The organism is Bartonella rattaustraliani AUST/NH4 (assembly GCF_000312565.1).
In the GTDB taxonomy this organism is placed as follows: Bacteria; Pseudomonadota; Alphaproteobacteria; order Rhizobiales; family Rhizobiaceae; genus Bartonella; species Bartonella rattaustraliani.
Window position 1 is genome coordinate 34100 of sequence record NZ_CALW02000045.1, and the last position, 19519, is coordinate 53618.

The 19519-nt window shown below is 39.1% G+C and carries 11 protein-coding genes, 1 tRNA gene and 3 pseudogenes; 13 read left to right on the plus strand and 2 right to left on the minus strand.

Annotated features, from left to right (window positions below; translation table 11 throughout):
* Window positions 1–127 precede the first annotated feature (127 nt).
* On the plus strand, window positions 128–2668 hold the full coding sequence (locus BN67_RS06825; protein WP_019223393.1) for a DNA translocase FtsK: 2541 nt from the start codon (window positions 128–130) through the stop codon (window positions 2666–2668).
* A gap of 207 nt (window positions 2669–2875) precedes the next feature.
* Window positions 2876–5143, plus strand: coding sequence for a PAS domain-containing sensor histidine kinase (locus BN67_RS11810; RefSeq protein WP_019223394.1), 2268 nt, complete (start codon window positions 2876–2878; stop codon window positions 5141–5143).
* Between the two features lie 2 nt (window positions 5144–5145).
* Here BN67_RS11810 and mscL read toward each other — a convergent pair whose 3' ends face one another.
* A complete protein-coding gene (gene mscL / locus BN67_RS06835; RefSeq protein ID WP_019223395.1) occupies window positions 5146–5559 on the minus strand; it encodes a large conductance mechanosensitive channel protein MscL in 414 nt (137 codons plus the stop codon).
* Window positions 5560–6318: 759 nt separating this feature from the next.
* On the opposite strand from mscL, the pseudogene BN67_RS15415 reads away from it, so the two are divergent.
* The 10 genes and pseudogenes from BN67_RS15415 to edd form a co-directional block, all read left to right on the plus strand.
* Window positions 6319–6769 (plus strand): annotated as a pseudogene (locus tag BN67_RS15415) (Arm DNA-binding domain-containing protein); the annotation flags it as partial.
* 10 nt (window positions 6770–6779) lie between these two features.
* Entirely contained in the window at window positions 6780–6908 is a 129-nt protein-coding gene (locus BN67_RS15225) for a hypothetical protein (protein WP_280101216.1), read from the plus strand.
* A 706-nt stretch (window positions 6909–7614) separates the two neighbouring features.
* Window positions 7615–8703, plus strand: coding sequence for a quinone-dependent dihydroorotate dehydrogenase (locus BN67_RS06865; protein ID WP_033313243.1), 1089 nt, complete (start codon window positions 7615–7617; stop codon window positions 8701–8703).
* A gap of 136 nt (window positions 8704–8839) precedes the next feature.
* Window positions 8840–8916 (plus strand) — tRNA-His (locus BN67_RS06870).
* Between the two features lie 172 nt (window positions 8917–9088).
* The gene (locus BN67_RS06875; RefSeq protein WP_026088205.1) at window positions 9089–10516 is read left to right on the plus strand and encodes a glutamine synthetase family protein; all 1428 of its coding nucleotides are present in this window, start codon (window positions 9089–9091) and stop codon (window positions 10514–10516) included.
* Window positions 10517–10527: 11 nt separating this feature from the next.
* Window positions 10528–11811: an NAD(P)/FAD-dependent oxidoreductase gene (locus BN67_RS06880; RefSeq protein ID WP_026088206.1), complete on the plus strand. Its 1284-nt coding sequence runs from the start codon at window positions 10528–10530 to the stop codon at window positions 11809–11811.
* Window positions 11812–11932: 121 nt separating this feature from the next.
* A complete protein-coding gene (gene zwf / locus BN67_RS06885; protein ID WP_019223402.1) occupies window positions 11933–13408 on the plus strand; it encodes a glucose-6-phosphate dehydrogenase in 1476 nt (491 codons plus the stop codon).
* 10 nt (window positions 13409–13418) lie between these two features.
* Complete coding sequence (gene pgl / locus BN67_RS06890; protein ID WP_019223403.1) at window positions 13419–14171, plus strand: 6-phosphogluconolactonase; 753 nt, start codon at window positions 13419–13421, stop codon at window positions 14169–14171.
* 51 nt (window positions 14172–14222) lie between these two features.
* Window positions 14223–14540, plus strand: a pseudogene (locus BN67_RS14215) (phosphogluconate dehydratase); the annotation flags it as partial.
* Between the two features lie 264 nt (window positions 14541–14804).
* Window positions 14805–16312, plus strand: a pseudogene (gene edd, locus BN67_RS13635) (phosphogluconate dehydratase); the annotation flags it as partial.
* Window positions 16313–16366: 54 nt separating this feature from the next.
* Here the strand turns inward: edd and folD are convergent.
* Window positions 16367–17266: a bifunctional methylenetetrahydrofolate dehydrogenase/methenyltetrahydrofolate cyclohydrolase FolD gene (gene folD, locus BN67_RS06905; RefSeq protein WP_019223404.1), complete on the minus strand. Its 900-nt coding sequence runs from the start codon at window positions 17264–17266 to the stop codon at window positions 16367–16369.
* Window positions 17267–17574: 308 nt separating this feature from the next.
* Here folD and BN67_RS06910 point away from each other — a divergent pair, with 308 nt between their 5' ends.
* Window positions 17575–19485 (plus strand): AsmA family protein, encoded by a 1911-nt coding sequence (locus tag BN67_RS06910; protein ID WP_019223405.1) that lies wholly within the window; start codon window positions 17575–17577, stop codon window positions 19483–19485.
* Window positions 19486–19519: the final 34 nt, after the last annotated feature.

Below are 19519 nucleotides of genomic sequence, written 5' to 3' on the forward strand. Positions count from 1 at the left end.
AAAATTTCTGCATGATTTTTGTTAAAAAATATCAGTCAGCAAAATGTTATTAACCTTCATATTATAATCTCCGTGTGTTCTTTTTGAAGAAGAGATTATACTCATTGCTATAAATTTGTTGGATGTCATGCATAATTCGAAAATAAAATCCATTTCTCCGTCTTCTTTTTCTGATGAGAGTTCTCAAGATATATCAGAAGGAAATTCATATACTAAGCTTGCCGAGATATCCTCTTATCCGGAAATCTGGAAAAAGGCATTCACCCTTGGACAAAATGTGCGTTTTACGCGAACACCAGAAGTTGAAATTTTGCGTCGTCGCATAGAAAAAGATCCCGTTTTTGCGAAACAATTTAAAGCTTTTACAGACAGGAAAGAGCAAAAAGATCCTACAAATATGATATGCTGCAATAAGGGGACAAAAGAAACTCCGTCAACAAAAAAGGTTGTTAACCCTCAATCAATAGAAAATAAAGCCTCCATTTGCTATGAGACAGTTTTAAAGCAATTGTCACAGCAAGCTATGAATAAGTCCCTTGAGAAGGATAAATTACAAGTAGAAAATATGCAGCAAAAAACAAAGCCTGTTTTTTATCTTTCTGATGATGCATTTTTTGAATGTGGATCCTTTATGTTAGAACAGGTTGATATGCAAACGTCTAGAGAGGTTGTAACACCGATTGGTGATACGGGGCATGAGATTGCTTCCAGTGCGACTTCTGCTTTTGATGAGTCGATTACTGCTCTTTATCGCGTTCTTGAATATCGATTTCCACAGTTTTACGATTCTCTTACATCAGAATCTTCAGCAGAAGGGATACGGAAAACAGAGAAAAATTCTGATTTAATACATACAAAGGGTGATTCTGTTAAAGAGGTTTCAAAGGATCATTTGAGACTTGCTGTTGAAGATTTAGCTGATACGTTAAGCAACAGAGATGACACATCAAATGATGGAGGGGCGACGAGAGAGACTCCAAAGATCAGTCGTCTTACTGATGATAGAGTTGCAGAAAACGTAAAGAGTGCAGAAGTTTCTTCTGGAATGAAACAACAAGGTAAAATATCGCGATCCGCTCGCACACTGTTAGGTGATCATCATTCTGCTTTTATGTCAAATATTCAATCTCGTGATCATGATGTTTATGAATTTCCTCCGATTCATTTATTGCAAAATCCCACTTTTCATGAAGATTCTGTGATTTCACAAGAAATATTAGAGCGTAGTGCTGGACTTTTGGAAAGCGTTTTGGAAGATTTTGGCATTAAGGGTGAAATTATCCATGTGCATCCAGGACCAGTGGTGACAATGTATGAGTTTGAGCCTGCAGCTGGAGTAAAATCATCACGTGTTATTAATCTTTCTGATGATATTGCGCGTTCTATGTCTGCAATTTCTACGCGTGTTGCTGTAATTCCTGGACGGAATGTTATTGGGATTGAGTTGCCAAATGCGGTTCGTGAAACCGTGTATTTAAAAGAATTAATCCAAACAAGGTCTTTTCGTGAAAGCCAATTTAAATTAGCTCTTGCTTTGGGGAAGGATATTAATGGTGAACCCGTCATTGCAGAATTAGCAAAAATGCCTCATTTATTGGTTGCAGGAACAACAGGTGCGGGCAAATCGGTTGCAATTAATACAATGATTTTATCAATCCTTTATCGAATGACACCACAGCAGTGTCGTTTGATTATGGTTGACCCTAAAATGCTAGAACTTTCTGTTTATGATGGCATTCCACATCTTTTAACACCTGTTGTAACAGATCCTAAAAAGGCGGTAACAGCTTTAAAGTGGGCGGTTCGTGAAATGGAAGATCGTTACCGCAAAATGGCTAAGTTGGGTGTGCGTAATATCGATGGTTTTAACGCACGTGTTGCACTTGCCGCACAAAAAGGCGAAATCATCATGTGTACTGTACAATCGGGTTTTGATAAAGAAAGTGGGGAAATACTTTATCATGAAGAAGCAATGGATCTCACGCAGCTTCCCTATATTGTTGTGATTGTTGATGAGATGGCCGATCTCATGATGGTGGCGGGTAAAGAAATTGAAAATGCCATTCAACGTTTGGCGCAAATGGCGCGTGCAGCAGGCATTCATCTTATTATGGCGACACAGCGTCCTTCTGTTGATGTCATTACTGGCACGATTAAAGCAAATTTTCCTACGCGTATTTCTTTCCAAGTCACATCAAAAATAGACAGTCGTACAATTTTAGGAGAACAAGGTGCTGAAACTCTGTTAGGGCAGGGAGATATGCTGCATATGGCAGGTGGCGGACGTATTGTACGTGTTCATGGCCCTTTTGTTTCCGATAAAGAAGTAGAGTCTGTGGTTGCTCATCTTAAAATGCAAGGCAAGCCTGATTATTTAACCACGGTAACGGATGCTGAAGATGAGAATAAAGACGGTGATTCTGCCAATTCAGTTTCCGGAGATTCGGAAGGAAATCTTGAAGAAGATGGTGAGGAACTTTATAGACAGGCTATCAAGATTGTCATGCGTGATAAAAAATGCTCAACATCTTATATTCAACGTCGACTTGCAATTGGTTATAATAAGGCAGCTTCTCTCGTTGAACGCATGGAAGAAAAAGGCATCGTTGGAGCTGCTAATCATGTTGGAAAACGTGAAATTCTGCTCGATGAATATAAGAATAAATAAAACAGTTTTAAGAATACTTTACCTCTAAAACGTGAAACGCTCATTTTTTTAATGGTTCATGCTTATTATGTGAGAGAGGTTGTTGCTGTGTGCTTATTTTACGAGTGAAAGATAAGAAATATAAAATGGGGAGTGACAAAATAGAAGCGATATTTTGTATTAAAACCACTGGTGCAGTGTGGTGAGTGATACAAAAAAGGATTTGAGATGTCTTTGACATTTTTAGATTATTTGGAATCGAAGGAAATTAAACAAGCTTTTATGCGGGGGCAGATGGCTTTTGTTCTCTCCTTTGATTGTAAAAATATTCTTTGGTCAAATGGTGCAGCGGCATATTTTTTCGGTTTTACGTCTGTTACAGCGATGATAAAGAAGCCGTTTTTTGGGGACAGTGCAGAATGCCAAAAGATATTGGGGGGTGCAGATTTTATTACGTTGTATGGTGCAAAGCACTGCACTGAATTTTCTATAGTTTCTATTGGATGTGGCTATTTAGGGAAGGTGTTTTTGCTAGAATCTTTGCGAGAAGGGGAGGTTTCTCTTCTTGCTGGCTTGGATGAGGCAACACTGTCTGTTGCAATAATTGATGAACACGGCACAGTGTTGGAATCTTCTTCTCATTTTTCTTTTGTTGATGAACCGGTCAGAATTTTATTACAGACGATTGATAATGAATCCCCAGTCAAAACAGTTTTGTCCATAGCAGGTATTCGTATGCAAGTTGGCGTTATCCGCTTGCAGGTGAATCCGGTACGTTTTTTGGTTTTATATGCACCATTAGAATCGAATGACTTGAAGAATAATCAAAAACTTTTTCATTTTACGACAGAACTTTTACCGCAGCGCTTCACCTGGAGGATAGACAAAGAGGGACGATTTTGTGAAGTTTCAAAAGAATTGGCTGAAATTGTTGGACCTCTCTCTTCCTCTATTTTAGGATCTGACTTTGATGCGCTTAGCAATAGATTTCATGATGAGCGATATCAGGAGTTTAGCAGTCTTGTTGCAGAACTTGTACCTTGGAGTAAACGAACAGTGCAGTGGCCTGTTGATGAGAGTTTGGAGTGTCTTGATGCTGAATTATCTGCTGTGCCAATTTTTGATGATGAACAATGTTTTGAGGGATTTCGAGGTTTTGGTATTTTGAAAAGACAAGAAAAAAGGCAAGAGAAAAAAGAGGAAAATTGGGAGACAAAAACAACGAGTCTTTCAGAGGTAGAGCGTTCAGCTTTTCGTGAGATTGCAGAACGATTGCGTGGAGAATTGCATTTATCTGTAGGATGTGAGCATGTGGATGAGGATGCGGCAGTTCAGTTGTCAAATGCGCAGGCATGGTCGGTAAATGCTGTGGAACAAACTCTCATAAAAGAACCTGCAGTGGTTTTATCCTTGTTGAATACAGCGATGGAGGGCGTTTTTTGGTTGGATGGACGAGGTTTTATTCAATCGGTTAGTCGTGCTGCTTTGGCACTCACGGGTTATGAGATCAATGAACTATTGGCACAGCCATTATCATCCTTGTTTATTTTGCAAAACCGACCGCTTGTTAAAAAATATTTTGAGTTGATCCGTATGAAGGGAAAAAATCAGGTTTTTAATTGCAGTTCAACAGTTGATTTAATGACAAAAAACCATAAAAATATAACAGTTTCTATGACAATTGTATCTTTGGCACGACAAGGCAATTACGCTGTTATATTACATAATGCGACAAAAACAGTTTTACTCATGGATAAAAAGGCAGAAGAGAATAAAAGAGCTGGAATTGTTCATGAAATACGGATCCCTTTGAATACTCTTATTGGTTTTGCAGAAATTATGAGGGATGGTCGTTTTGGTTCGATAGACAATGAGCGTTATCATGGATATTTATGTGATATTATCTCATCTGGAAAACATATATTATCGTTGGTTAATCAATTACTAGAATGTTCGAAAGCGAATTATTTGGGGAAAAATAACCAGCCAAATCTTCCGCTGAGAGCGGAAGAATTTGATGTAATAGCTTGTTTGCGTGCGAGTATGGCTTTTCTTGAAACACAGGCGAATCATAATGGTATTATCATGCGCATTGCTGCTCCAGTTTCTGTACCATTTATTCGTGTATCGCAACAGACATTTCGGCAAATTGTATGGAATCTTCTCTCCAATGCTATTCGTTTTACATCATCGGGTGGGCAGATCGTTGTTCATGTTTCTTATAGAAAAAAAGAGCGCGTCAAGATTTCAGTAAGTGATAATGGTATAGGAATGAGTGATGAAGAAATTGTGCAGGCACTCCAACCTTATGGTCAGATAAAGCGCAAAGACGGACGCTCTGATGACAGTAGCTTTGTTGGAACTGGTTTAGGGCTTCCGATGTGTAAAGCAATGGTAGAAGAGAGTGGTGGTCAATTTTTTCTCTTTTCAAAACCTGGTCATGGAACAACTGTGGAAATGTTTTTTCCTGTGTTCCATGAGAAAAATAGCGCGTAAATTTATTTCTTCTTGGCCAAAAGATCTCGGATTTCTGACAACAATTGTTCTTCTAGAGACATTTTGGGGGAGGACTTCTCTTCTTCTTGTTTGCGACGCAGTTTATTCATGGCTTTAACAAAAAGAAAAAGAATCCAAGCAATAATGAGAAAATTGATAAATAACGTGATAAAGTGTCCGTAGCTAATGGTAGCACCTGCTGCTTTAGCAGCACTCAGTGTTTCTTGTTTTTCACCAGCAAGCTGAATAAACATGTTAGAAAAGTCGATTCCGCCCGTAATCAGCCCAATGATTGGCATAAAAATATCATTGACAACTGAATTAACCAAAGCACCAAAAGCGCCTCCTATAATTACACCGATAGCAAGGTCAATCATATTGCCTTTTAGGGCAAATTCTTTGAATTCTTTAAGCATTGTGTTTTCCCCTTTACATATACGATAGTGATATTAAAGTATCGCTTTTGATGAAAAAGGAAAGAGCGGTTGTTATTTTCTTAAAAAAGTTGGCACCTCTCTTTAATTCTATTGCAGGTCTCTTCATAGTTTTATGGCGTTGTTTTTCCAAGAGGGCGTGTGCTTTGGCTATTGCTTGTCAATCAATATCTAATCCCAATGCCGCAGCATGTTTGAAACAAAACTTAAGACGAATCACCGCGTTCTCTGCTGTTGCAGTTTTTGTATGCCACATGAGAGCAAGCTTATTGCGTATATTTATTTGTGTAATTTCTGAAATGGCAATGCAGTCTCATTTGGGGTCCATGACGTTGTAAAGGTGAAAACCAGCCTCCAAATTTACCATCATTTTGAAATTCAGCCTTAGGGATTTCAAAAGCATCTACAACAATGTCTTTGAGATTATGAAGATTATGCATTGTTTCGCGCTTTTTTTCTCATGTTCTTAAAATGGGGGTACAACCATCACGCAAAACAGAATGCTACCACACATTCACACGGTTATTTTAAAGACACCTCTTTTATCGTTTTAAATCATATTTCATACACAGAATTGATTTATAACGATTATTTGCCATTATAGAGCTTGAATCACAACCCCAAATCTTGTGGGTTTATCTCATTTTAAGCCTTTTTATGTTAAATCAATTTTGTTTACTTGGCCGTATGCCATGAGTGGGGTTGGCATATGGGGGGAAACGAAAAAAGAAAGAAGGAAAAATGCCTCTCATGAACCGCTTTCATGCAAGGGCTGCTACAATACTATGAGTGCGTAAATAGACCTGAGCTTGTAAATATATTGGGCACTGGTAAAGAGAATGATGGTGCCAGCTTGTCCCTTTCTAAGCGTGAAGATGGTGGTGCGCGATGGATTTATTGTTATACAATTCACCCACATCGTCGTAAAATGGACTTAGGGGCTCTAAGATTGGCGCCACAGAAGTTTCTTTAAAACAAGCCCGTGAATGTGCAACGTGGGTGGCGTTCTGTTTTACATGAGGGGCGTGACCCCATTAAAGAACGTGAGGAACAAAAGCGTGAAGCAATGTGGTATCTTCATTATCTTAAAGACATTGCTTTAGAGACTTTTGAAATCCGTAAAGCTGAATTTCAAAATGATGGTAAGTTTGGAGGCTGGTTTTCACCTTTACAACGTCATGTCCTCCTCAAATGAGGCTGGATTGCCGTTTCATGACAACATTTGTGAATGGTATAGCGCAAAAGCTCTTGATTGGGTGACACCATCTTTACGCTTACTTTATGAAGATATAAAGCGGTGTATGGAAGGACAAGCCTACGCCATGATTTGATTTATCCATTCATGATATTGCGACAGTTTTTGCATCAAGACGGTTAAAGGTGCTTTTACTCTTTATTTAAAGCATTATGATCCACACAACCAATTTTGCTTATGGTGTGCAAGAAAAGTGCTTTTATTACGTGAATATCAACAGGTCTAAAATGAGAGAAACTTACAGTATTGTTTTTCTTAAATTTAAGATGTAGAAAGATAAATAAGAATTGTAAATCAATATGTTGACTTGTTTGCAAATGATTTTACACTTCATCACTTCATCACTTCATCACTTCATCACTTCATCACTTCATCACTTCATCACTTCATCACTTCATCACTTCATCACTTCATCACTTCATCACTTCATCACTTCATCACTTCATCACTTCATCACTTCATCACTTCATCACTTCATCACTTCATCACTTCATCACTTCATCACTTCATCACTTCATCACTTCATCACTTCATCACTTGAAAAAAGGGGAGCATCTTTTTCAAACATTAAAAGACGCTTTTTTATTCAGTATGCATAGATGTAAATATTAATAGCGATAATCTTATGAACTTCTCTGTCATTATCCTATAAAATCCTATAAACTTTTTACAATATGTGGATGTTTTTAGGTTAATGATATACCATCTTTATGGATGATCTTTTGTATGAGAAGATTTATGTGTGGTGCAGTTGGGGCGGGTTTATTTTTGGAGAAGGATTGATGAATTTCTTTCGTTGTATTGGTCGTTCTGCTTTGTTTATGTTGGATCCAGAACATGCACACCGTTTAGCGATTATTGGGTTGAAAAGTGGACTGAACAGTTGTCGGAAGATTATTGACAAGCGTTTGTGTGTAACGATTGCAGGTCTTGAGTTTAAAAATTTTGTGGGTCTTGCTGCCGGGTTTGATAAAAATGCAGAGGTTGTCGATGCTGTTTTTCGTTTAGGGTTTGGTTTTACTGAAATTGGGACCGTAACACCAAAACCTCAAGCGGGAAATCCCAAACCACGGCTTTTTCGCTTACAAGAAGATGAGGCGATTATTAATAGAATGGGCTTTAATAATGATGGACATCACATTGTTTACAACAGACTTCGCGCGCAGAAACAACGCGGTATTGTAGGAATCAATATTGGTGCCAATAAGGATACGATCAATAAAAATAACGATTATGTTGCGGGGATTACGCATTTTTATGATATTGCGCACTATTTTACGGTTAATATCTCTTCACCGAATACGCCAGGTTTACGCGATTTACAAGCGCGGGATAATTTACATATTTTGATGAATTCAGTTTCGCAGGCGCGCAGTGAGCAAAAGAAAAAGCATGGATTTTCTGTTCCCATTTTTTTAAAAATTGCACCTGATTTATCGGAAAAGGCGTTAGATGACATTGCTGAAGAAATAAAAGCTTCTGATTTTGATGGTCTCATCGTTTCCAATACCACTCTTTCACGCCAAGGACTTAACGATAGTCTCTTGAGTGGTGAAGAGGGGGGGCTTTCTGGCAAGCCACTTTTTGAACGATCAACGATTGTGCTTGCAAAAATGCGCCAAAAATTGGGGAAGGAAATTGCAATCATTGGTGTTGGTGGTGTCAAGGATGCTTGGACAGCTTTAGAAAAGGTGAAAGCTGGGGCAGACTTAGTTCAATTATATAGTGGAATGGTTTATAAGGGGCCAGATCTTGCTATAACTATTCTGGAAGAGATTTTGCAGATTATGCAGCAAGATAGCATTGATACTATCAAAGCTTATCGCGATCATCGTGTTGAAGATTGGGCAAAACGTGCGCTTCCTTCATGATAAAATGATTTTTCTGGATAAAAACTATAGGATTTTGGGAAAGGGGCTTGCAAACTCTTCTGATCTTCCTTATGTCACTCAGACAGAGAATAAGTGTTTATGAAATTGTAAGCAGTTATGGTACACTTATTTTTATGCGGTTGTAGCTCAGTTGGTTAGAGCGCTGGTTTGTGGCACCAGAGGTCGTAGGTTCAAATCCCACCAACCGTACCAATTTTTCACTATATTTGATAGAATAAGCGGCTTATAATGGTTACAAGTTTTTTTATCTTGGGAAGAGCGCTTGTATTCTTTAAAATGAAATTGATAAAGTTTTGCTATAAAGTTTGTAGAGGGGATGCGTGCAGGAAGGCAGAGCTTGATTGTTTTTTTAAGTTGGTATGTTATGGCTGTGAAAAATGGTAAACAAATGAAAAAAAAAGGTTCTAAGCCTGTTTTTCACTTTCTTAAAAATTTACGTGGTGTAAACAATTGGGAACAAGTTTCGCAATGGCTTGCTTTCCGTAATGCAGAAGATATTGAGTGTATTACACCTGATCAAGCGGGCGTTCCGCGTGGTAAGATGATGCTTTCTAAAAAATTTACCTCAGAAACATCATTGGCATTACCTTCAGCTGTTTTTATGGCAACAATTTCAGGAGATTATCCTGAAGATGGGCATGGTTTTGAATATCCCAAAACGGATGGTGATCTGCGTCTTGAGCCTGATCTTTCCACGTTAAGCATTGTACCATGGGAAGAAGCACCTACTGCACAAGTGATTTGTGATCTTGTGTATCAAAATGGGCAGGTTGTGGATTACACGCCACGAAATGTTTTGCGAAAAGTCATCAATTTTTACACGCGAATGGGGCTAAAGCCGGTTGTTTCACCAGAAATCGAATTTTATTTGGTGGAAAAGAATCCCGACCCTGATTATCCTCTGGTTCCTCCGGTTGGTCGTTCTGGGCGCTCAATTGGTGGAGGTCAGGGCTATTCAATTGCTGGTGTGAATGAATTTGATGAGTTTATTGATGATATTTATCATTTTTCAGAAGCACAAGGGTTAGAAATTGATACGCTTATTCATGAAGAAGGGGCTGGTCAGTTTGAAATCAATTTACGTCATGGAGATCCGATTGAATTAGCGGATCAAGTTTTTATGTTTAAACGAACCATTCGTGAAGCGGCACTTAAGCATAATATGTACGCGACTTTTATGGCGAAACCTATTCAAGGGCAGCCAGGTTCTGCTATGCATATTCACCAATCGGTTATTGATAAGAAAACTGGGTTGAATATTTTTACACAAGAAGATGGTGAGGAAAGTGCTTGTTTTCGCCATTTTATTGGTGGATTACAAAAACATATGGCAGGAGCACTTGTGATGCTTGCGCCTTATGTCAATTCTTATCGACGTCTTATGCCTGATATTTCGGCACCTGTGAATTTGCGATGGGGGTATGACAATCGTACTACGGCGTTTCGTGTGCCGCGTTCTTCCCCACAGGCACGGCGCGTTGAAAATAGACTTCCTTCCTCAGATGCTAATCCTTATTTAGTACTTGCGGCCTCTTTAGCTTGTGGTCTTATTGGTTTGCAGCAAAAACTTGCGCCAGATGAGCCAACAACAAGTAATGTGAATGTTGATAACATTGAATTGCCGCGTGGACTCATTGAAGCCGTGAGTTTATTTGAGCAAGATACAGCGATACGTGCTATTTTAGGAGATATGTTTGTAAGCACTTATGCGGCAATCAAGCGGCAAGAGTTCGAGACTTTTATGGAAGTCATTAGCCCGTGGGAGCGCGAATACCTTTTGCTGAATGTTTGAGTTTTATCACGATGATTGCTTATAATTCGATTTCTCCAGGAGTTTCTTGGTATGAAGACAGTTTAGAAGAACGGTTTTCTTATCCGTTTTTGAGCGAAAAGATACAGTGTGATGTGGTGATTATTGGAGGGGGATTTACAGGGCTTTCGGCGGCTTATCATCTCGCTAAGGCTGGAGTGCATGTCGTTTTGTTGGAAGCATCACGTTTGGGTGATGGTGCGTCAGGGCGTAATGGGGGGCAATTGGGAACGGGACAGCGACAATGGGTGGAAACTCTCGAGAAAAAATATGGTTTTGAGCGAAGTAAGGCACTGTTTGATTTAGCAGAAGAAGCCAAAAGAGATATTTTATCTTGGTGTTCAAAACCAGATTTCCAGTGTGATTTTATGACAGGACAATTGTCCGTGACACATAAAAAACGTGAGCTCGTATCTTATCAACGGCATATTGAGACGATGCAACGTTATGGTTATCATAGTCTCACTTTTATGGGGAGAGATGAGACAGAAAAGCGGCTTGGTTCATCTTTTTATTGCGGTGGCATTTATGATGCAGATACTGGCCATATTAATCCCTTAAAGCTAGTTGTTTATTTGGCAAAAAAAGCAAAAAACGCTGGTGCTAAACTTTATGAGAAAACAAAGGTTCGTGCGGTGAATCGCAATGGGCGCAACTGGAACGTGATAACAGAACAAGGCAATATAAAGGCTGAGCATGTTTTATTGGCAATCAACGCCTATAAACTTGGACTTCAGCATTTTGTTGAGAAAAATATTTTTTCTATCCGTTCTTATATTGGAGCAACTGAACCCTTACCAGAAGACAGTTCAATTCTTTTGGGAGGTGAATCGGTAGATGATTCTCGTTTTATGGTTCGTTACTTTCGCAAAAGCATTGATAATCGCTTATTATTTGGCGGAGTAGAAAGCTATGATAATCAGTATCCTACAAATTTAGATAAACGTATACGAAGGCAAATTGCGGAAATTTATCCTCATCTCCACTCTATAAATTTGACTCATCATTGGGGGGCAACAGTTGCTATTACGGTGGAACGTATGCCTTATGTTCGTCAACTGCACCCCGGTATCACTTATTGTGGTGGTTATTCAGGACATGGAGTGATGCTTGCACCTTTTATAGGGAAGTTATATGCTGAATGGTTAACAGGTAAGCGTGAACGCTTTACCACTTTTCAGAATTTGAAGATTTCATCCTTTCCAGGTGGAAGAGTTTTGCGTTATCCACTTGTATTTTTTGCAATGCATTGGTTTTCTTTGATGGATCATTTTTAATGGAATATTGTTTGAAATGGAGAAAATTAATGGCTTGTTTAGTATCTGTCTGTTTTAATGATTGAGAGCTTCTATAAATTATTTCAGCTTTCACTAATTGAATGGGAAAATAAACAAGTTCATGGCACGTAAAATTATTCCAGTTTCTCCCTTTGATTGTGTTGTTTTTGGTGGCAATGGTGATTTGGCCTTGCGCAAACTTTTACCTGCTTTATACCATTGTCAGTGTGTTGGGCAATTGCGTGAGCCAACACGTATCATTGGAGTTTCGCGTTCTTCGTTGAGTCATGAAGAATATCAAAACTTTGTTCGTACTTCTTTAGAACAACATGTTCATCCAGAAGATCTTAACGAAGTTGAACGTGATCGTTTTCTTGCACGTTTGAGCTATGTATCTCTTGATATCAATTCAAACCGAGGGTGGGAAGATTTAACTTTGTTATTGTCAAAAGATCCAGCTGATATCAGAGCTTTTTATTTTGCCGTTGGCTCATCACTTTTTGAGAATATCACGATGAAATTGGGGCAGAGCGGTTTGGTGACCCCACAAACACGGATTATCATTGAAAAACCTATTGGCTGGGATAGAAGGACAGCTGTTGAACTCAATGATATATTTGCAAAAGTATTTAGTGAAGATCAAATCTTTCGCATTGACCATTATCTTGGTAAGGAAACGGTTCAAAATTTGATGGCATTGCGGTTTGTTAATACACTTTATGAGCCCTTATGGAATTCTAACTATATTGATCATGTTCAAATAACGGTTGCCGAGTCTTTAGGCATAGAAGGGCGTGTAGAATATTATGAGAGTGCAGGTGCACTGCGTGATATGGTACAAAACCATATGCTACAATTGCTTTGTTTGGTTGCTATGGAAATTCCATTTACCAACAATGCAAATGCTGTACGCGATGAAAAATTGAAAGTTTTGCATTCTTTAACACCTCTTAATATTCATAATGTGGAACAAAATACCGTACGTGGGCAGTATCTGTCTGGTTTATCGGAAGGGGGTGCTTTGAAATCTTATCTTGACGATCTTGGAAAAGAGGTCAGCCAGCGTGAAACATTTGTGGCATTGAAGGTTAAAATGAATAATTGGCGGTGGGCAGATACACCTTTTTATTTACGAACTGGTAAGCGCATGGCCACAAGGATGTCTGAAATTGTTGTTGTTTTTAAACCCATCCCCCATAATATTTTTAAGACAAATTCAGATGAAATTTTTTCTAATCGGCTTATTATTCGTCTTCAACCTGATGAGGGTGTAAAACAATGGTTGATGATTAAGGACCCTGGCCCTGGGGGTATGCGATTTCGTCATATTCCATTAGATATGCGTTTTGCCTCTGCATTTTCTCAACGTAACCCTGATGCTTATGAACGTTTATTGATGGACGTTATTCGTGGAGATCAAACATTGTTTATGCGTCGTGATGAAGTTGAGGCTGCTTGGCATTGGATTGATCCAATTCTTGCAGGATGGGAAGCAATAAAACAGCCTCTTCATGGTTATCGCGCTGGTTCATGGGGGCCATCTGCGTCAACATTTTTGCTGGAACGGGATGGACGTGTATGGAACAACTTAATTTAGAGCAATAAATATGCATGGAATGAATATTGATCGTTTAAATTTTGAAACACCTAAGACTTTGGCTTTAGCACTGGCCGATCGTGTTGCAGCGGAACTGAGTGTGTCTGTTCTTGAGCGCAAAAGAGCAATTTTAGCGGTTTCTGGGGGCAAAACACCAGAACTGTTTTTTCATTATTTATCAAAAGCTGATATTGATTGGCAAAATATTATCATTACTTTGGTTGATGAACGTTTTGTTCCTGTGCACCATGAGCGTTCAAATGAACATATGGTACGGTGTCATTTATTGCAAAACTTTGCAGCGAAAGCACGTTTTATAGGCCTTTATCATAAAGCAATCACTGCTGAACTTGCTGCTTTTTCTGCAGCAAGTCGTATCAATACTTTACCAAGACCTTTTGATGTTACTGTTTTAGGAATGGGAACGGATGGACATACTGCTTCCTTTTTTCCTGGTGCTGACCGTTTGAAGCAAGCGCTTGATCTTCAAACACAAGCGCTTGTTTTACCACTTCATGTGAAGGGTGTTCTTGATCAAAGACTTTCGCTGACTTTGCCTGTTATCATACAGTCTCGTTGTCTTGTTCTCCATTTTGAAGGCAATCAAAAACGCGATTGTTTTGAGGCAGCCTGTCAAGATGGACCTGAAATGGAAATGCCTGTTAGAGCAGTTTTGCGTCATGCGCATCATCTTGTTCAAGTTTATTGGTCACCGGCTGAAAACGAAATCAGCGAGAAAAACCATGATACGGATATACAATAGACAGGCATCTCAGCTTTGATGATGAGATGCATAAGTAAGGGGGGAATAAACATGAAACTTTCTAAAACAATTGCTACGGTTATACAAAGGATTTATGAACGCTCTCAACCAACAAGAGAAATTTATTTAGACCGTATTGCGAAGGCACAGGAAAATCGTCTCAAGCGGAGTTTTTTGGGCTGTGCCAATCAGGTTCATGGTTTTGCAGCTTGTGGTCCAATAGATAAAGAGCGTTTAAAACATAATATTGTTGGAAACATTGGTATTATTACTGCGTATAATGACGTACTTTCAGCGCATCAACCTTTTGAGTCTTTTCCTTATTTAATTAAAGAGGTTGCTCGTATGGCTGGTGGTGTGGCACGCTTAGAAGTAACAAGCCGGTCCCATCATTATATTTGCCAGCTCTCAATGTTGCGACAGATCTTGCATTAAGACGGTTCATAAGAGCCATTTTTAATCCTTTCTTATACAAATTTAATCCACACACTCATCCGCTTGTGAGGTGCAAGTGAGTGGTTTTGATTGATTCAACATAAGCAGGTTTGAAATAAGAGAATCTTACGTTATTCGGGACTCTCATTCAACATGCAAAACAGTGAATTATCATTATAAATCAATACCTTGTTACATGTAGCTGGTGGTGTGCCTGCAATGTGTGATGGCGTGACACAAGGCTATGCTGGGATAGAGCTTTCCCTTTTTTCACGTGATGTGATTGCAATGGCGACAGGCTAGGCTTATCATACGATACGTTTGATCCTGCATTGTATCTTGGGGTTTGTGATAAAATTGTTCCTGGCTTAGTGATTGGAGCGCTCACATTTGGTCATTTACCAGGAATTTTTGTTCCTGCTGGCCCCATGACCAGTGGCCAAGGCAATGATGAAAAAGCAAAAATGCGCCAGCTTTATGCAGAAAATAAGATAGATTGCCAAGCATTATTGGAATCAGAAGCACGTTCTTATCATGGTCCAGGAACATGTACATTTTATGGGACCGCTAATTCAAATCAGATGATACTGGAGATGATGGGGCTACACATGTTTGGAGTCTCTTTCATCAATGCAAATACACCATTGCGTGATGCTTTAACAAAGGAATCTACGAGGCGTGTGCTTGAAATGGCTGTTCTTGGTGATAATTATAAGCCACTTGGAATGATCGTAGATGAGCGTTCTTTCGTGAATGCTATTGTAGGATTGAATGCAACAGGAGGGTCTACCAATCATGCCATTCATTTGATTGCTATGGCGGCTGCGTGTGGTATTCAATTAACATGGCATGATATTACAGAAATTTCGTCCGTTGTACCTCTTTTGGTACGGATTTATCCTAATGGTCTGGCTGATATCAACCACTTTCATGCAGCTGGTGGTATGGGTTTTGTTATTCACGAGCTTATTGAAGCGGGATTAGTGCATGAAGATATTTGTACAGTTTTTGGGAAAGACCTTAATGCCTATGCCATTGATGCAAAATTTTGCGCTGATGGTCGTGCGGTGCGTGAGCTTGCTCTTCGTGAAAGTGGCAATCATAAGATCTTAGCAGGGTGGAGAAAACCATTTCAACCTGATGGTGGTATTCGTGTTTTAGCGGGAGATTTGGGGACAGCTATTATGAAATTTTCAGCTGTTCAACCTGAGCATTGGCGAATTGAAGCACCCGTTCTTGTCTTTAATGATCAAGAAGAATTGCAAAAAGCTTTTAAAGCTGGAGAGTTGAATGATAAAAACTTTATTGCGGTTATTCGTTATCAAGGGCCCAAAGCCAATGGTATGCCAGAGCTTCACGAATTGACAACAATTTTAGGGGTTTTACAAGATCGCGGTCAGAAGGTCGCGTTGGTAACAGATGGACGTATGTCAGGTGCCTCAAGAAAAATTCTTGCGGCAATCCATGTGATACCAGAGGCTTTGGATAATGGTCCGCTTGCACGTTTACAAGATGGTGACATTGTTTGTCTTGATGCCCATGCAGGAAAATTAGCACTTTTGGAAGATATCGCAAAATTTCATGCATGAACAGTCATGTTTCTTGATCTTTCAAAGAATGAAGATGGTGTTGGGCGTGAACGGTTTCATGTTTTTCGTCAATCTGTTAATCGTGCAGATCAAGGAGCTTCTGTTTTTAGGGTGTAAACAAAGCGGGCAAAGAAAAAAAGACTGCCTGTGCAACAAAAATGTACAAAGTCCTTAAAATTTGGGCACAGGGAGATTATTTATCCGGGCAGCAGTTTTCAGTGTATTGACCATGAGCATGGCAATAGTCATAGGTCCAACGCCTCCTGGAACAGGGGTGATTGCGGTGGTTTTTCCTTTTACTGCTTCAAAATCGACATCACCAACAAGACGCGTTTCCCCCACACCCTTTTCTGGTGCTGCAATGCGGTTAATACCAACATCAATAACAATCGCCCCCTTTTTAACCCAATTTTCTTTAATCATTTGTGGGCGGCCTACCGCTGCCACTAAAATATCAGCGCTACGACAGACATCATCAAGGTCACGTGTACGACTGTGGGCAATTGTGACGGTGGCATTAGCGGCTGTGAGGAGGGTAGCCATAGGTTTACCGACAATATTAGAGCGTCCAACGACAACGGCATCAAGACCAGATAAATCTCGTCCGCATTTTTTTTCGATCATCATCATAGCACCGGCTGGTGTGCAGGGAATGATAGTATCTTCCAACGCGTTTGCTGCGAGCTTTCCTATATTGATGTAATGAAAACCATCAACATCTTTTTGAACAGCAATAGCTTGTGTTATATGGTTCGTATTCATATGGGCAGGCAAGGGAAGTTGTACCAAAATACCGTGGATTTTAGGGTCAGAATTTAATGTTGCAATGAGTTGAAGGAGTTCTTTTTCTTGTGTTTCTCGGGAAACCATATGTTTAATGGAAAAAAAACCACATTCTTCTGCTTTTTTGCTCTTTGAAGCGACATATACTTGGCTTGCAGGGTCATCTCCAACAATGATAACGGCTATACCTGGTTGTATATTATAGTTATTGCGGAGTTTTGTTGTTTCAGTCTTAACTTTTACAATGATCTCTTCAGCAAGCTTTTTTCCGTCGATAATATTTTTCATGAGAGAGATCCTTTCGGTAGAGCTGTTTGTTTTCTTATAAAAAAATTCTGATACGCAATAGCACTTTGTAGCAATATTTATATGAAAACTGTAAGAATTGAGATATTTTATAATTTTATATGACTTTAGAATAAGTGTTTTGTAAAGAAGCAGCAATATTGCTGTTTTCATAAACTTTGGATAAAAACAAGAATAATGAAGTTATGAAATGAAATATAGTGTAATTTTAAAATTGTAAGAATTTTCTTAACAATCATTTAAATTTGCTTTTGACCTATTTTATAAGGCTGAAAATGTAGAGGAAGATTGTGCGCGTCAGAATAATAAAATTTTTGAGCGGAATTTTTATTACAATTATTTTTTTGTTTGAGGTCGGTATTCTTGCTTTACCTTATATTGTGTCAACAGATACGATTCGTGTGCGTTTAGCACAGGACTTGAGTGCGTGGACAGGGTATAATGTACAATTGCGCGATCCTCCGCGATTGAATCTCTTTCCTTATCCTAAAGTATTTCTTTCTGGTGTTATTTTAACATCAAAAATAAATAACGTTGTACCGTTAATGGAAGCGGAATCAATAGAAGTTGACCTTTCTTTGATAGATCTCCTTTGGGGCTCTGTTTCTTTTTCAGAGACACGCATTGTACAACCACAGTTTATTATGGAAAAGCCCATTAAAACAGTGGCTGATTTTTTTGAGAGATTTTCACGCTCACAAGGTGCGTTCGGATTAGCAATACGCAATGCTCGTGAAATATTGACGCATAATTCGGAGCAGCGAGATATAGAGCGCTTTTTGAAACAACCTTTTGGGCGGATTGTCATCGAAAATGGTGTACTTTTGTATCATGATAATTGTTCCAGTATGGCAGAAAAAATAACGGGATTAGATGCAACTTTAGATTGGCCGGAATTGATGCAGGAAGCGCGATTTCGTGCAACGGCTCGTTGGCGAGGAGAATTGACAAAATTGTCCATTGAGGCCGATAAAGCATTGCTGCTTTTAGCAGGAGGAAAAAGTCAGATTAAGGCAAGTCTTAATTCTGTGCGTGGTGGTATCACCTTTAGCGGGCAGGCACAATTATCTGAATATTATATTTTTGACGGAAAGATATCAATGCGTTCTCCGGGTTGGAATCAGACATTGAATTGGATTGGAGGGACTTGGACTGAAGGAATTAGGATTGGAGGCAATCAGCTTTGGGGACACAGATTAAAAGCACCTGTTGTGTGGGAGTCTCGTTTTTTAGCGCGACCAATGCATATCCAAATGAATAATGTTACATTTCAGATGGGGACAACAAGTGCACGTGGCGCTTTAGAACTTGATTTCCAGGATTATGTTCCAATTATAATGGGCTCTTTAGCATTTGATAATTTGGATTTTAACCTTTTGGGATCGATATTTTCTCCCATGAAAGAGAATCGTTTATTTTTTGATATGACAATTTTTGATCATATTGGGGTAGATATCCGTCTTTCTGCACCGCAAGCAAAAATAGGGAATATTCCGCTTGCTGATTTAGCTGTTGCAATACAAATGAGAAATGGGCGTGGTATTTTTGATATTGGACACGCTCATATTTTTGGTGGCTTGCTTCAAAGTAATGTCGAAATTACATCATCTGGCAAGAAAGTGCGGATTAAAGGGCGTGTTTCAGGGACTTCCATTGAGGCGCAGGATGTTTCAGAGGCTTTAGGAATTTTTCCATTTGCACAAACCAAAGCGCATTTTACGATGACGTTGCAAACGCTTGCTGGTTCTTGGTTAGAATTTTTTGCAAAAATGCGGGGTGAATTAGCACTCAATATGTCTTTTGGACGGCTATTAGGATATGATATGCATGATTTACACGCAAAACTTTCAGAAAATGAGCAGTTTCTTTTAAAGAATAACAAGGCTCTTTCAACAGATTTTGATCGTTGGGATATTAAAACAAATTTTTCAGATGGTATGATAAAGATAACAGAGTCATTGCTACGTACAGCAGATTGGAGCTTATCTATTCAAGGTGCAATAGCGACTGCTTTTGCTAAGAAACAGCAAAGTGAATGGACACTGCAAGCACAATTACAAAAAAACAACAGTTCAAAAACGCATTGTAGAGATATTGAATGCCTCGTAAATAGCCTTACATGGCCCTTTATCTTTTCTCTTCATTCTAAAGGGCAAGATTATAGTAATTTTTGGGTTAAAAGGAATATTGATACAGATTGAGTTTCGTTCTGCATAACTGACAAGAATTTGAGAA